Here is a 14,802-nt window from a genome sequence, read left to right on the forward strand (position 1 = left end):
GAGGGAATCTCCATAGAGTTATTGTCCTTACCCTCTATTGGTCCGCCCGCAAGGCTGGTTGGTGCCTGGATGGCGACGAACGGCGCAGTACCAGCCGAACAACGCTGATCAGCCAATTGAGCGCCGCCACCGCCGTCACACTCAACAACAGCGTGGGCATGCCGTGTTCGACGATGATCTTGCCCGCCAGCAACGGAAACCCGAACACCCCGATAAAGTACGCCAGGCTGAACAACAGCAACGCCTGGGAGGTGCTGCCCGGCGGTGCTTCGTTGGCCACCAACCCGTTGATCACCGAATACGTCAGGCCGTAACCCACCCCCAGCGTTAGCTGCCGACGGAGTAACAGCAGCGATGAAAATGCACTGCAATCAGTCATGAATCCCCCTTAGTATGTGTGCTTTGAAATTGCCCAAGGCTCGACCATGACCATCGAGATTCGCCCCGCGGTGCCCAGCGATGCTGCGCAGATCCTGACTTTCATCACCGAACTGGCCGAGTACGAAAAGGCCCGGCATGAAGTGATCGCCAGTGTCGTGGACATCGAGCGCAGCCTGTTCAGTGAGGGCGCCACCGCCCATGGCCTGATCTGTTTGCGCGACGGCTTGCCGATTGGTTTCGCGGTGTTCTTTTTCAGCTACTCCACGTGGCTGGGCAGCAACTGCCTGTACCTCGAAGACCTCTACATCAACCCGGAACAACGCGGCGGCGGTGCGGGCAAGAAGTTGCTGCGCCACCTGGCGAAGATCGCCTTTGACAACGGTTGCGGGCGCTTCGAATGGAGCGTGCTGGACTGGAACGAGCCGGCGATCGCCTTCTACAAATCCATCGGCGCGCAGCCCCAGGAAGAGTGGGTGCGCTACCGCATGGAAGGCGATGCGTTGCGCGACTTTGCCTTGGGCTGAGATCACTTTTTAGAAAGCACTGAAGTTCAAATGTGGGAGCTCCCATATAAGCCGGCTCCCACTTTTTTTGCGCATTTGCTCAGTATGTGGGATGCAAATTTATATATTGAGATATTTCAAAAGATAGGTTTATAGTCGACGGCATCAGCACTCACTACCAAAAATAAAACAGGTGAAGCGATGCAGGCACAACCGTTGTCCCTCCCCGCCGTGCCCGAGCCAACCTACGGCGAGCGGCTCAAAGACAAGGTGGTGATCATCACCGGCGCCGCCCAAGGCATCGGCGAGGCCATCGTCGCGTGCTTCCAGGCCCAGCAGGCGCGCCTGGTCATCGCTGACATCCAGGCTGAAAAAGTCCAAGCCGTTGCCGCCCACTGGCGCGAACGCGGCGCTGCAATCCACGCCCAACCCGTCGACATCACCTCAAAAGAGCAATGGCAAGCGCTGGTCAACCTGACCATCGAGCGTTTTGGCCGTGTGGACGTGCTGGTCAACTGCGCCGGGGTCAACGTGTTCCGCGACCCGCTGCAAATGAGCGACGAAGACTGGCGCCGCTGCTTCGCCATCGACCTCGACGGCGCCTGGTTCGGCTGCCGTGCGGTGCTGCCGCATATGATCGAGCAGGGCATCGGCAACATCATCAATATCGCCTCCACCCATTCCAGCCACATCATCCCCGGCTGCTTTCCCTATCCCGTGGCCAAGCACGGCCTGCTTGGCCTGACCCGCGCCCTTGGCATCGAATACGCGCCCAAGGGCATCCGCGTGAATGCCATCGCGCCGGGCTATATCGAGACTCAGCTCAACGTCGACTACTGGAACGGTTTCCCCGACCCCCACGCCGAGCGCCAGCGCGCCTTCGACCTGCACCCGCCCAAGCGCATCGGCCAGCCGGTGGAAGTCGCGATGACCGCGCTGTTTCTGGCGACCGACGAGGCGCCCTTTATCAATGCCACCTGCCTGATGATCGATGGCGGGCGGTCTGTGATGTACCACGACTAAAGCGTTCTCCAATAACAAGAAGGAGGTGGTTCATGTTGAAGAAGACACTCGGCACCCTGGCGCTCGCCGTCGCGTTCAGCGGCGTTGTTTCGGCTGAAGAAGTGAAGATCGGCTTTCTGGTCAAGCAGGCTGAGGAACCGTGGTTCCAGACCGAATGGGCCTTCGCCGAAAAAGCCGGCAAGGACCATGGGTTTACCGTGATCAAGATCGCCGTGCCCGATGGCGAGAAAACCCTTTCGGCCATCGACAGCCTCGCGGCCAACGGCGCCAAGGGCTTTGTGATCTGCCCGCCGGATGTGTCCCTCGGCCCGGCGATCGTGGCCAAGGCCAAGGCCAATGGCTTGAAAGTCATGGCGGTGGATGATCGTTTCGTCGATGCCAAGGGCAACTTCATGGAGGACGTGCCGTACCTGGGCATGGCCGCTTTCGAAGTCGGCCAGAAACAAGGCGCGGCCATGGCTGGCGAAGCGAAAAAGCGCGGTTGGGACTGGAAGGACACCTACGCGGTGATCAACACCTATAACGAACTCGACACCGGTAAAAAACGCACCGACGGCTCGATCAAATCCCTGGAAGAAGCCGGCCTTCCCAAGGACCACATCCTCACCGCCGCCCTGAAAACCCTCGACGTGCCGGGCAGCATGGACGCGACCAACTCGGCCCTGGTCAAGCTGCCCAGTGGCGCGAAAAACCTGATCATCGGCGGCATGAACGACAACACCGTGCTTGGCGGCGTGCGCGCCACCGAAAGCGCCGGCTTCAAGGCGGCCAACGTGATCGGCATCGGTATCAATGGCACCGACGCCATCGGCGAGCTGAAAAAGCCTGACAGTGGTTTCTTCGGTTCGATGCTGCCGAGCCCGCATATCGAGGGCTACAACACGGCGCTGGCGATGTATGAGTGGGTCACCACCGGCAAGGAACCGGCGAAGTACACGGCGATGGACGAAGTAACGCTGATCACCCGCGAAAATTTCCAGGCAGAACTGACCAAAATCGGTCTGTGGAAATGAGCGGCGCGGCCCTGCGTTTCAATGGCATCGGCAAGGAGTTTCCCGGGGTCAAGGCCTTGGCGCAGATCAGCTTTGAAGCGCGGCCGCACGCGGTACACGCGCTGATGGGCGAGAACGGCGCGGGCAAGTCGACGCTGCTGAAAATCCTTGGCGGCGCCTACATCCCAAGCAGCGGCACAGTGCAGATCGGCGAGCAGGTCATGGCCTTCAAATGCGCCGCCGACAGCATCGCCAACGGCGTGGCGGTGATCCACCAGGAGCTGCACCTGGTGCCGGAAATGACCGTCGCCGAAAACCTGTTCCTCGGGCATTTGCCGTCGCGGTTCGGCGTGGTCAATCGGGGCTTGCTGCGCCAGCAGGCCCTCGCTTGCCTCAAGGGCCTGGCGGATGAAATCGACCCGGCCGAAAAGCTTGGCCGGCTGTCCCTGGGCCAGCGCCAACTGGTGGAAATCGCCAAGGCGCTGTCCCGTGGCGCCCATGTGATCGCGTTTGACGAGCCCACCAGCAGCCTGTCGGCGCGGGAGATCGACCGCTTGATGGCGATCATCACGCGTCTGCGCGACGAGGGCAAAGTGGTGCTCTACGTGTCGCACCGCATGGAAGAAGTGTTCCGCATCTGCAACGCGGTGACGGTGTTCAAGGACGGCCGCTTCGTACGCACCTTCGATGACATGAGCGCGCTGACCCATGACCAGTTGGTGACGTGCATGGTCGGGCGCGACATCCAGGACATCTACGATTACCGCCCGCGTGACCACGGCGAAGTGGCGTTGAAGGTCGACGGTTTACAAGGCCCCGGCTTGCGTGAACCGATCAGCTTTGACGTGCGCAAGGGCGAGATTCTCGGCCTGTTCGGCCTGGTCGGGGCAGGGCGCACCGAACTGTTCCGTCTGCTCAGCGGTTTAGAGCGCACCAGCGCCGGTCGCCTGGAGCTGTGCGGCGCGCCGCTGCAACTGCGCTCACCGCGCGATGCCATCGCCGCCGGGGTGCTGCTGTGCCCCGAAGACCGTAAAAAGGAAGGCATCATCCCGCTGTCCAGCGTCGCCGAGAACATCAACATCAGTGCCCGTGGCGCCCATTCGGCGTTCGGCTGGTTGTTGCGTGACGGCTGGGAAAAGGGCAACGCCGAGCACCAGATCAAGGCGATGAAGGTCAAGACGCCGAATGCCGAGCAGAAGATCATGTACCTCTCCGGCGGCAACCAGCAGAAGGCCATTCTCGGCCGCTGGCTGTCGATGCCGATGAAGGTGCTGCTGCTCGACGAACCCACCCGCGGTATCGATATCGGCGCCAAGTCGGAGATCTACCAGATCATCCATACCCTGGCAGCAAGCGGAATTGCGGTGATCGTGGTGTCCAGCGATTTGATGGAAGTGATGGGCATCAGCGACCGCATCCTGGTGATGAGTGAAGGCGCCTTGACCGGCGAATTGACCCGCGCCGAAGCGGACGAAGCACGGCTGTTGCAACTGGCTCTCCCGCGTTCGCGGGCTTGATGAATTCGAGGTGAGTATGTCCGAGGTAAAAACTGCAAAGGGCTTCTGGCCGGGTTTCAACCAGCGCAAGTTCCTCGATGACTGGGTGATGTTGCTCGCGGCACTGGGCATCTTTGTGCTCAGTGCGTTGTTTATCGACAACTTCCTTTCGCCGCTGAACATGCGCGGGCTGGGCCTGGCGATTTCCACGGTGGGCATCGCCGCCTGCACCATGTTGTTCTGCCTGGCGTCGGGGCATTTCGACCTGTCGGTGGGCTCGGTGATCGCCTGCGCCGGCGTGGTGGCCGGCATCGTGATCCGCGACACCGACAGCGTGGTGCTCGGCGTGTCGGCCGCGTTGGCGATGGGCCTGGTGGTGGGGCTGATCAACGGCATCGTGATTGCCAAGCTGCGCATCAATGCGTTGATTGCGACGCTGGCGACCATGCAGATCGTGCGCGGCCTGGCCTACATCTTCTCCAACGGCAAGGCGGTGGGGGTGATGGATGAACGTTTCTTCGTGTTCGGCAACGGCCAACTGCTGGGTGTGCCGGTGCCGATCATCATCACCGTGCTGTGTTTTGTGTTCTTTGGCTGGCTGCTCAACTACACCACCTACGGGCGCAACACCATGGCCATTGGCGGCAACCAGGAAGCGGCGCTGCTGGCCGGGGTGAATGTGGACCGCACCAAGATCATCATCTTTGCCGTACACGGCTTGGTGGGCGCGTTGGCCGGGGTGATCCTCGCCTCGCGCATGACCTCGGGCCAACCGATGATTGGCCAGGGCTTCGAGCTGACGGTGATTTCGGCGTGCGTGCTGGGTGGGGTGTCGTTGAGCGGCGGGATCGGCATGATCCGGCATGTGATCGCGGGGGTGTTGATCCTGGCGATCATCGAGAATGCGATGAACCTGAAGAACATCGATACCTTCTACCAGTACGTGATCCGTGGTTCGATCCTGTTGTTGGCCGTCATCATCGACCGCATGAAACAACGTTAAACCATGCCATGTGAGGGCTAAATGTGGGAGCGGGCTTGCCCGCGAATGCGGTGGTTCAGCAAATTCATCAGGTATCTGACACACCGCTTTCGCGAGCAAGCCCGCTTCCACATTTGGATCTGCACTTTATTGAAGGTCGGTATTTGCCATAATGCCCGTGCTTTCACACTTAATAGGCTCGATATGCAGGAAAACGCCCACACCCCCGTCAAAGAAGCCGCCCCCACCGGCACCCAGACCCTGCTCCGTGGCCTGGGCGTGGTACAAGCGGTGGCGGCCGGTGCGCGGGATCTGAAAGAGATCGCCAAACGCATCGGCACCACCCGCAGCACCACCCACCGCCTGGCCAGTTGCCTGGTGGAGGAGCGCTACCTGCGCGTGGTGCCGCAAGTCGGTTACCTGCTGGGGCCCAAATTGATCGAGCTGGGTTTCCAGGCGCGTGAAGAGCTGCCGTTGGTGACGTTGGCGGTGCCGTACCTGGACGAATTGTCGGCGTTGACCGGGGACACCATCCACCTGGCCATCCGCGAGTACGACGACGTGCTCTACCTGCACAAGAACCCCGGCCGCAATGGCCCGGAAATGCGCTCGCGGGTCGGCCACCGCATGCCGCTGGCGCGTACGGGCATCGGCAAGGCGTTGCTGTTGGATGATTCGGTCGAAGAGTGGCAGCGCCTGTACGACGTCAGCTTGCCGGCCGCAGGGAAAAGCCCGCAGTGGCCGCTGCACCCGGAGCAGTCCTGGGCCCAGTTCGAGCAGCGCATGCGTGAATACGTGGTGGGCGGTTATGCGTTCGACCTGGAAGACAACGAACCGTCGATCCGTTGTGTCGCGGCACCTGTGCGCGATGCCAGCCGGCGGATTGTCGCCGGCATCAGCATCGCCAGTACCGTGCCCTACATGCCGCTGGAGAAAATGGCCGAGCTGATCCCTGTGATCAAACAGGTCGCAGCGCGGCTGTCAGCGGAGTTGGGCGCGAAGGCCTGATCAGACCTTGAGGGTCGCCATGTCGATGACAAAGCGGTACTTCACATCGCCGGCGATCATGCGGCTGTAGGCTTCGTTGATGTTGCGGATGTCGAGCATTTCGATGTCGCAGCTGATGCCGTGTTCGGCGCAGAAATCCAGGACTTCCTGGGTTTCGGCAATGCCACCGATCAGCGAACCGGCCAGCACCTTGCGGCCCAGGATCAGCTTGGCGGCGTTGACCGGCGGGTCGACCGGCTCGATCAGGCCGACCAGGATGTGCACGCCGTCAAAGCGCAGCACGTCGAGGTAGGGGTTGAGGTCGTGCTGCACCGGGATGGTGTCCAGCAGGAAATCGAACTGCCCGGCAGCGGCTTGCATCTGCGCAGCGTCGGTGGACACGATCACATGGTCGGCGCCCTGGCGACGGCCTTCCTCGGCCTTGCTCGCCGAGCGGGTGAACAAGGTCACTTCGGCGCCGATCGCCTTGGCCAGCTTGATGCCCATGTGGCCGAGGCCGCCCATGCCCAATACGCCGACCTTGTCGCCAGCCTTGATGCCGTAGTGCTTGATCGGCGAGTACATGGTCACGCCGGCGCAAAGGATCGGCGCGGCGCTGGCCAGGTCGAGCCTGGCCGGGATCTTCACCACGAAGTGTTCGCTGACCACGATGCTGTCGGAGTAGCCGCCCATGGTGTTGCTGCCGTCGACGCGGTCCGGGGTGGCGTAGGTCATGGTCGGGCCTTCGAGGCAGTATTGCTCCAGGTCCGACTTGCACGCGTCGCAGTGACGGCACGAGTCGACCATGCAGCCCACGCCGACCAGATCGCCGACTTTGTGCGCGGTGACGTCGGCGCCGACGGCGGTGACTTTGCCGACGATCTCGTGGCCCGGCATCAGCGGGTACACGGCGATGCCCCACTCGTTGCGTGCCTGGTGGATGTCGGAGTGGCACACGCCGCAGTACAGGATCTCGATGGCCACATCATCGACGCGCGGGCTGCGGCGCTGGAAGGACATGGGGGCGAGGGGAGTGGTGGCCGACTGGGCGGCATAACCGATGGCGGTGTACATGGGAAAAACCTCGCAAAAAGCAATGACAGGTGAGGCGGCGCATTCTCCGCGCCGGGCCTTGCAGCGGCCATGGCGATTGCTCCGAGTCTCATGCCTATTCGTCCGGAGGTGCCCCGGGTTTGGGTTTTTGTGTCGCCGGACCTGCGATGATGCGTTCATCCCTTTTTCGCGAAGTTTTTTGCCATGTTGTTGACTCGCCATCTTGATGCCAACGCCACGCTGGTTTCCTTGATTGAGGGGCTGACGCCCTGCGACGGTTTCTCGCCGACCCACCTGCCGGGCGTGAAGGTATTGCGCGCCAGCTGCGATGTGGCGCGCGGCCCACAGATCTATGAGCCCAGCCTGATGTTCGTGGCCCAGGGCAGCAAAGTCGCCTACCTGGGCCCGCGCACGCTGGAGTATGGCGCCGGGCACTATTTGATCCAGGCCATGCCGGTGCCGTTCGAGTGCGAGACGTTTGCCATGGCACCGGATGCGCCGCTCTACGGGGTGACGGTGGGCATCGACCGTGTGGTGCTGGGGGAGTTGGTGATGGCCATGGGCATTCAGGCCGGGCCGCCGCCGACGGCGCAGACGTTGGAGTCAATGAGTTCGGTGGTGCTGGATGACGCCATGCGTGGCTGCGTCGAACGGCTGCTGCAGTGCCTGCATGATCCGCTGGAAAGCCGGATCATGGGCCCGGCGCGGGTGCGTGAATTGTTGTTCACCGCGCTGCGCGGGCCACAGGCCGATGTGTTGCGCGCCTTGGTGGAACAGCAGGGGCAGTTTTCGCGAATCGCTACGTCATTGAATCACCTGCACGCCCATTATGCCGAGCCGTTGAATATCGAGACATTGGCGGGGTATGCGCACATGAGTGCGTCGACGTTTCATGAGCATTTCAAGCGCTGCACCTTGTTGTCGCCGGTGCAGTACCTGAAGCGATTGCGCTTGTTGAAGGCGCAGCAGTTGCTGATGGTGGAAGGCATGGGGGTGGCGCAGGCGGCGCATAGCGTGGGGTATCAGAGTACGTCGCAGTTCAGTCGCGAATATAAGCGCTACTTCGAGCGTAACCCCGGCGAGGAGCGCGTCGCCTGACTTTTTATTGATTCAACACTGGTCAGTGTGGGAGCTGGCTTGCCTGCGATAGCGGTGGGTCAGCCACATGTAGGGTTCAGATACACCGCTATCGCGGGCAAGCCAGCTCCCACATTTGACCGCGTTTGACCCATAAAAAAGGCTCCCGTCTGGGAGCCTTTTCTTTAAACAGTTAGCTTACATATTCGGGTAAGTCGGCCCACCCGCGCCTTCCGGCGTCACCCAGGTGATGTTCTGCGAAGGGTCCTTGATGTCACAGGTCTTGCAGTGCACGCAGTTCTGGGCGTTGATCTGGAAGCGCTTGGCGCCGTCTTCCTGGGTGATCACTTCATACACGCCCGCCGGGCAGTAGCGCTGAGCCGGTTCATCGTAGAGCGGCAGGTTGGTGCCGATCGGGATGCTCGGGTCTTTCAGCTTCAAGTGGCACGGCTGTTCTTCTTCATGGTTGGTACCGGAGATGAACACCGAGCTCAGCTTGTCGAAGCTCAGCTTGCCGTCGGGTTTGGGGTAGTCGATTTTCTTGCTGTCCTTGGCCAGCTTGAGGCAGGCGTAGTCCGGCTTGGTGTCGTGCAGGGTGAACGGCATCTTGCCGCCCAGGATGTTCTGGTCGAACCAGTTGAAACCTGCACCGATGATCGGGCCGAACTTGTGCATCGCTGGGCCGAAGTTGCGGCTGGCGAACAGTTCTTCGTAGAGCCAACTGGACTTGAAGCTGTCGACGTAAGCGGTCAGTTCATCACCGCCTTCGGATTCGGCAAACAGGCGGTCGGCCACGGCGTCGGCGGCGAGCATGCCAGACTTCATCGCGGTGTGGCTGCCCTTGATCTTGGCCACGTTCATGGTGCCCAGGTCGCAGCCGATCAATGCGCCGCCCTTGAATACCATCTTCGGCAGCGAGTTGATGCCACCTTTGGCCAGGGCGCGGGCGCCGTAGCTGATGCGCTTGCCGCCTTCGAGGTACTGGGCCAGCACCGGGTGGTGCTTGAGGCGCTGGAACTCATCGAACGGCGACAGGAAGGTGTTGCTGTAGGACAGGTCGACGATCAGGCCGACGACCACCTGGTTGTTTTCCAGGTGATAGAGGAACGAACCGCCGGTGTTCTCGTTGCTCATGATGTCCAGCGGCCAACCGGCGGTGTGCACCACCAGGCCTGGTTGATGCTTGGCTGGGTCGATTTCCCAGATTTCCTTGAGGCCGATGCCGTAGTGCTGGGCGTCGGCGTCGCTGTCCAGGTTGAAGCGCTGGATCAGCTGCTTGCCGATGTGGCCACGGCAACCTTCGGCGAACAACGTGTACTTGCCACGCAGTTCCATGCCCGGGGTGTAGACGCCTTCTTTCGGGTTGCCTTCGCGGTCGACACCGAGGTCGCCGGTGATGATCCCGCGTACCACGCCGTTTTCGTCGAACAGCGCTTCCTGGGCGGCGAAGCCTGGGTAGACTTCCACGCCCAGGTTCTCGGCCTGCTGGGCCAGCCAGCGGCACAGGTTGCCCAGGGAGATGATGTAGTTGCCTTCGTTGTGCATGGTCTTGGGCACAAAGAAGTCAGGAACCTTGGTGGAGGCTTCTGGGCTGCGCAGTACATAGATGTCATCGCGCACCACGGGGGTGTTGAGCGGGGCGCCGAGTTCTTTCCAGTCCGGGAACAATTCGTTCAGGGCGCGGGGTTCAAACACCGCACCGGAGAGAATATGTGCGCCCACTTCGGAGCCTTTCTCGACCACGCAGACGCTGATTTCCTTACCGGCTTCGGCGGCCTTCTGCTTCAGTCGGCAGGCGGCAGATAGGCCCGCCGGGCCAGCGCCGACGATGACCACGTCGAATTCCATGTATTCGCGTTCCACAGGTTATCTCCTACTCAAGGCTCAACAGGCTTTTTTTCTAATGGATGGAGGTTCGGTGTCGTCTGGCGCAAAGGCCTGACCCACCTTTCTCTCTAGGTGGCGCATTATATATAGACCACTGCGAGCGTCCAATACAAACGTTTGTTTGAATTGCCCGCAGGCTAGGTAAATCAAAGCAACGCGGCTTATGACTGGCTATTTTGCCGTATTGACCAGAATAGGCGTTCCGGTCAATATACGGTCGGTTTTGCGCTTACCGTAGGCAGACAGCAGGTTTCAAGAGCACGTCCAAAAGCAAGACAGGTGACGCGCGCCGAAACTCGGGCGCGCAGTTTACACGCTGCGATAAAGAATGACCTCTCAGTCACCACTGACGAACGGTCGTCATTTCCCGTGAGCAAGGTCATCCGCCGACGTTTTTGGAGGTGCCCTTGTGTGCCGATGAGCATCAACCGCCAGGTTCGCCTAGGCGACTTTCTTTTCACCGGAGAGTAACGAGGAATCCATGAAGGTTCTTGTAGCTGTCAAACGCGTTGTCGATTACAACGTGAAAGTTCGCGTCAAGGCGGACAATTCCGGCGTCGATCTTGCTAACGTCAAGATGTCGATGAACCCGTTCTGTGAAATCGCCGTGGAAGAAGCCGTACGCCTGAAAGAGAAAGGCGTGGCAACTGAAATCGTCGTGGTTTCCATCGGCCCGACCACTGCTCAAGAGCAGCTGCGTACCGCCCTGGCACTGGGTGCCGACCGCGCCATCCTGGTCGAATCCGCTGAAGAGCTGACCTCCCTGGCCGTGGCCAAGCTGCTCAAGGCTGTTGTCGACAAGGAACAGCCTCAGCTGGTGATCCTTGGCAAGCAAGCCATCGACAGCGACAACAACCAGACTGGCCAGATGCTGGCTGCACTGACCGGTTACGGCCAGGGCACCTTCGCGTCCAAAGTCGAAGTGAGCGGTGACAGCGTCGCCGTGACCCGTGAAATCGACGGCGGCGCCCAGACCGTTTCCCTGAAACTGCCGGCCATCGTCACCACCGACCTGCGTTTGAACGAGCCGCGCTACGCGTCCCTGCCAAACATCATGAAAGCCAAGAAGAAGCCTCTCGAAGTGCTGACTCCGGATGCTTTGGGCGTTTCCACCGCGTCCACCAACAAGACCGTCAAGGTTGAAGCACCGGCTGCACGCAGCGCGGGCATCAAGGTCAAGTCGGTCGCTGAACTGGTCGAGAAACTGAAAAACGAAGCGAAGGTAATCTGACAATGACTATCTTGGTAATCGCTGAACACGACAACAAGGTCGTGGCCCCGGCCACCCTGAACACCGTGGCTGCTGCCGCTAAAATCGGTGGCGATATTCACGTGCTGGTTGCAGGTCAGGGCGCTGGCGCCGTGGCTGAAGCCGCCGCGAAAATCGCTGGCGTGAGCAAGGTGCTGCTGGCCGACAACGCCGCGTACGCTCACCAGTTGCCGGAAAACGTTGCCCCTCTGGTTGCAGAGCTGGGCGCTGGCTACAGCCACATCCTGGCTGCCGCCACTTCCAACGGCAAAAACATCCTGCCACGCGTCGCCGCGCAGCTGGACGTTGACCAGATCTCCGAGATCGTTTCGGTTGAAAGCGCTGACACCTTCAAGCGCCCGATCTACGCCGGCAACGCCATTGCCACCGTGCAATCGACGGCCTCGGTAAAAGTCATCACCGTGCGTGCCACCGGTTTCGACCCGGTTGCCGCCGAAGGTGGTTCGGCTGCCGTTGAAGCCGTTGCAGCTGCCCACAACGCGGGTACTTCCAGCTTTGTTGGTGAAGAGCTGGCCAAGTCGGATCGTCCTGAGCTGACCGCTGCCAAGATCGTCGTTTCCGGCGGGCGTGGCATGCAGAACGGTGACAACTTCAAGCACCTGTATGCCCTGGCCGACAAGCTGGGCGCTGCGGTCGGCGCTTCCCGCGCGGCCGTCGACGCAGGCTTCGTACCCAACGACATGCAGGTCGGCCAGACCGGCAAGATCGTGGCGCCACAGCTGTACATCGCCGTCGGTATCTCCGGCGCGATCCAGCACCTGGCCGGCATGAAAGACTCCAAAGTGATCGTTGCGATCAACAAGGACGAAGAAGCGCCGATCTTCCAGGTAGCCGACTACGGCCTGGTGGCAGACTTGTTCGAAGCCGTACCCGAGCTGGAGAAGCTGGTCTAATCCAGTCGCTTCACTTATAAAGAGCCCGGTCCTTGTGACCGGGTTTTTTTTGACTTGCTGGAGCACCTCGCCATGGAACTGCGCCCCTGGACCTTACTGCTGAGCCTCACGCTACTGCCAGGCCTGGCGCTGGCCGCCGGCAAATGCGAGCGCCTGGTGATCACCGGCAGCCCCGACGCACCGCCTTTGCTCTGGCGCGACCCCCAAGACCCCACACGCCTGATCGGTGCCACCGCCGATGTGCTGCAACAAGTGGGCAAGGACCTCGGCCTGAAAATCGACCTGCTCTACGGCGGCAAACGCTCCCTGGCCCTGGACGAAGTGCGCAGCGGGCGCATGGACATCCTCGCCGACGCGCCGCTGAACCTGGGCGAGTTGGACACCCTCGACTACATCCACCCGGCACTGGTGCAGACCGACTACCTGGTCTGGACCCGCAAGGACTCGACACTGGCCTACACCACCGCCGCCGACCTGCACGGCCACAAAGGTGCGGCCTCAGAGCGCGCACGGTTGAGCGCCGCCTTCGAAACGTTCGCCGGGCAGCAGCTCACCCTGCAACGCCTGCCGAGTCTGACGCCGGCGTTTCAGAAACTGCTGCTCGGGGAAGTGGACTACGTCCTTGCCGGTCGTTACTCCGGCATGGCCATGGCCCAGACCCTGGGGATGAGCAATGACTTGATTGCGCATGAGGTGCCCATCGATCAGCCCGGCCTGTACCTGGCGATTTCCCACAACTCTGCCTGCAATGATCCGTGGCTGCGCGGACAGCTGGCGAAAAAGATGACAGAATTGCCCGCGTCCGGTGTGGTGCAAGCGGCAACGCAGCGCAATCTCGAGCGCTGGAAAGCGCAATTGCAGCAACCTGTCGGCACTCCAGCAAAGTAAGGATTTTCAGTGACTCTTCGACCTCTTTTCGCGGCCCTCGCCGTTGTCGCTTTGGCGGGATGTGCGGCCGATCCTGCGCCGAATGAACAAATGCGCCTCACCCAGCAAGCCCTGGAACAAGCCAGCGCCGTGGGTGCCAACACCGATGAATCACCCGAGTTGAAACTGGCCGAAGCCAAATTCGCCCGGGCCAAGGGCAGCATGGCCGACGAGTCCTACAAGAACGCCCGTATGCGCTCTGAGCAAGCCGAGCTGGACGCGCGCCTGGCCGAAGCCAAGGTGCTGACCCGCAAAAGCCAGGAACAGTTGAACGTGCTCAACACCCGCATCACACGCCTGCGCAAGCAGTTGCAGTTGGGGGAAGCCCAATGAGCCCGATGATCCGTGGTTTGAGTGGTGCGCTGCTGTTGGTTTCGGCGGTGTTGGGCGGTTGCGCCAGTCACCCTGATAGCGAGCAGGCTTTGCAGCAGGCGGGCAGCGACTTCCAGAAGGTCAAGGAAGACGCCAACGTGCTGCGCTTTGCGCCCAAGGACGTGATCCGCGCCGGTGAATCCCTGGCCCGCGCCGACCGCCTGTCGAGCTACTGGGGCAGCGGCGCCGACGTCGCGCATTACGCCTATCTGAGCCAGCGTTACAGCGCGATTGCCCGCGAACACACCGAGCAGGCGCTCAATGCCGAGCGCGGTGCCAAGCTCGAGTTGGAGCGCCAGCGCCTGCAACTGGCCCTGCGTGAAAGCAAGCTGACCAGTGTGCAGCAACAGGGCAAATGGCTCGAAGAACAGATCGCCAGCCTGACCACCACCCAGACCGATCGTGGCTTGGTGATGACCCTGGGCGACGTGCTGTTCGATACCGGTGAAGCGGAACTGAAAAACTCCGCCAACCGCACCGTGCTGAAAATCGTGCAGTTCCTGCAACTGAACCCCAAGCGTGTGGTGCGTATCGAGGGTTACACCGACAGCACCGGCGGCGAGCAGGAAAACCTCAAGCTGTCCCGTGACCGTGCGCAATCGGTGGCCGATGTGCTGGTGGACCTGGGCATCGACGAAAAACGCATCCAGGTTGAAGGTTATGGTGACCAGTACCCGGTCGAAGCCAACGCTTCCGAGCGGGGCAGGGCGCAGAACCGGCGGGTAGAAATCGTGTTCTCCGACGAAAAAGGCCAGTTGGGCGCCGCCCGCTAGACGCCACACACAAATCCCAATGTGTAAGTGAGCTTGTGTGGGAGCGGGCTTGAACTGGCCTAATGATTTTGGACACTTCAATCGGGCGCTATGATGGCGCCCAAATCTGAGGTGTTTGGATATGCGTAAATCTTATTCAAGTGAGTTCAAACTCAAAGCTGCCAGCATGGTGCTGGACGAGGGGCA

14 protein-coding genes and 1 pseudogene are annotated in these 14,802 nt (G+C 61.1%); 12 read left to right on the plus strand and 3 right to left on the minus strand.

All coding sequences use genetic code 11. The features are described from left to right. Window positions 1–34: 34 nt before the first annotated feature. Window positions 35–331, minus strand: a pseudogene (locus IB241_RS24165) (MFS transporter); the annotation flags it as partial. A 94-nt stretch (window positions 332–425) separates the two neighbouring features. Here IB241_RS24165 and IB241_RS24170 point away from each other — a divergent pair. The 6 genes from IB241_RS24170 to IB241_RS24195 all read left to right on the plus strand — a co-directional run bounded on the left by IB241_RS24170 (window position 426) and on the right by IB241_RS24195 (window position 6,385). Next, window positions 426–905 (plus strand): GNAT family N-acetyltransferase, encoded by a 480-nt coding sequence (locus IB241_RS24170; protein WP_010208407.1) that lies wholly within the window; start codon window positions 426–428, stop codon window positions 903–905. A 180-nt stretch (window positions 906–1,085) separates the two neighbouring features. Then, entirely contained in the window at window positions 1,086–1,907 is an 822-nt protein-coding gene (locus tag IB241_RS24175; protein WP_192300693.1) for an SDR family oxidoreductase, read from the plus strand. A 32-nt stretch (window positions 1,908–1,939) separates the two neighbouring features. Next, window positions 1,940–2,920: a substrate-binding domain-containing protein gene (locus IB241_RS24180; RefSeq protein ID WP_192300694.1), complete on the plus strand. Its 981-nt coding sequence runs from the start codon at window positions 1,940–1,942 to the stop codon at window positions 2,918–2,920. Next, complete coding sequence (gene araG / locus IB241_RS24185) at window positions 2,917–4,416, plus strand: L-arabinose ABC transporter ATP-binding protein AraG (RefSeq protein ID WP_192300695.1); 1,500 nt, start codon at window positions 2,917–2,919, stop codon at window positions 4,414–4,416. The genes IB241_RS24180 and araG overlap by 4 nt, the downstream gene beginning before the upstream one ends. 16 nt (window positions 4,417–4,432) lie before the next feature. Next, the gene (araH, locus tag IB241_RS24190; RefSeq protein ID WP_192300696.1) at window positions 4,433–5,398 is read left to right on the plus strand and encodes an L-arabinose ABC transporter permease AraH; all 966 of its coding nucleotides are present in this window, start codon (window positions 4,433–4,435) and stop codon (window positions 5,396–5,398) included. Between the two features lie 183 nt (window positions 5,399–5,581). Beyond that, a complete protein-coding gene (locus IB241_RS24195; protein WP_192300697.1) occupies window positions 5,582–6,385 on the plus strand; it encodes an IclR family transcriptional regulator in 804 nt (267 codons plus the stop codon). Here IB241_RS24195 and IB241_RS24200 read toward each other — a convergent pair whose 3' ends face one another. Then, the gene (locus IB241_RS24200) at window positions 6,386–7,438 is read right to left on the minus strand and encodes an NAD(P)-dependent alcohol dehydrogenase (protein WP_192300698.1); all 1,053 of its coding nucleotides are present in this window, start codon (window positions 7,436–7,438) and stop codon (window positions 6,386–6,388) included. 183 nt (window positions 7,439–7,621) lie between these two features. Between IB241_RS24200 and IB241_RS24205 the strand changes: the two genes are divergently transcribed. After that, complete coding sequence (locus IB241_RS24205; protein WP_192300699.1) at window positions 7,622–8,515, plus strand: AraC family transcriptional regulator; 894 nt, start codon at window positions 7,622–7,624, stop codon at window positions 8,513–8,515. Between the two features lie 177 nt (window positions 8,516–8,692). Here IB241_RS24205 and IB241_RS24210 read toward each other — a convergent pair whose 3' ends face one another. Continuing rightward, window positions 8,693–10,357, minus strand: coding sequence for an electron transfer flavoprotein-ubiquinone oxidoreductase (locus IB241_RS24210; protein ID WP_192300700.1), 1,665 nt, complete (start codon window positions 10,355–10,357; stop codon window positions 8,693–8,695). A gap of 505 nt (window positions 10,358–10,862) precedes the next feature. On the opposite strand from IB241_RS24210, the gene IB241_RS24215 reads away from it, so the two are divergent. From IB241_RS24215 to IB241_RS24235, 5 genes are all read left to right on the plus strand, one after another. Then, complete coding sequence (locus IB241_RS24215; protein WP_024076934.1) at window positions 10,863–11,612, plus strand: electron transfer flavoprotein subunit beta/FixA family protein; 750 nt, start codon at window positions 10,863–10,865, stop codon at window positions 11,610–11,612. 2 nt (window positions 11,613–11,614) lie between these two features. Beyond that, window positions 11,615–12,544 (plus strand): electron transfer flavoprotein subunit alpha/FixB family protein, encoded by a 930-nt coding sequence (locus IB241_RS24220; RefSeq protein WP_192300701.1) that lies wholly within the window; start codon window positions 11,615–11,617, stop codon window positions 12,542–12,544. Window positions 12,545–12,616: 72 nt separating this feature from the next. Beyond that, complete coding sequence (locus tag IB241_RS24225) at window positions 12,617–13,432, plus strand: substrate-binding periplasmic protein (protein WP_192300702.1); 816 nt, start codon at window positions 12,617–12,619, stop codon at window positions 13,430–13,432. A gap of 9 nt (window positions 13,433–13,441) precedes the next feature. Next, window positions 13,442–13,804, plus strand: coding sequence for a DUF4398 domain-containing protein (locus IB241_RS24230; RefSeq protein WP_192300703.1), 363 nt, complete (start codon window positions 13,442–13,444; stop codon window positions 13,802–13,804). Continuing rightward, window positions 13,801–14,616: an OmpA family protein gene (locus IB241_RS24235; protein ID WP_192300704.1), complete on the plus strand. Its 816-nt coding sequence runs from the start codon at window positions 13,801–13,803 to the stop codon at window positions 14,614–14,616. Before IB241_RS24230 ends, IB241_RS24235 begins: the two co-directional genes overlap by 4 nt. Window positions 14,617–14,802: the final 186 nt, after the last annotated feature.

It is taken from the genome of Pseudomonas sp. PDM05, from assembly GCF_014851685.1.
Taxonomy (GTDB): Bacteria; Pseudomonadota; Gammaproteobacteria; order Pseudomonadales; family Pseudomonadaceae; genus Aquipseudomonas.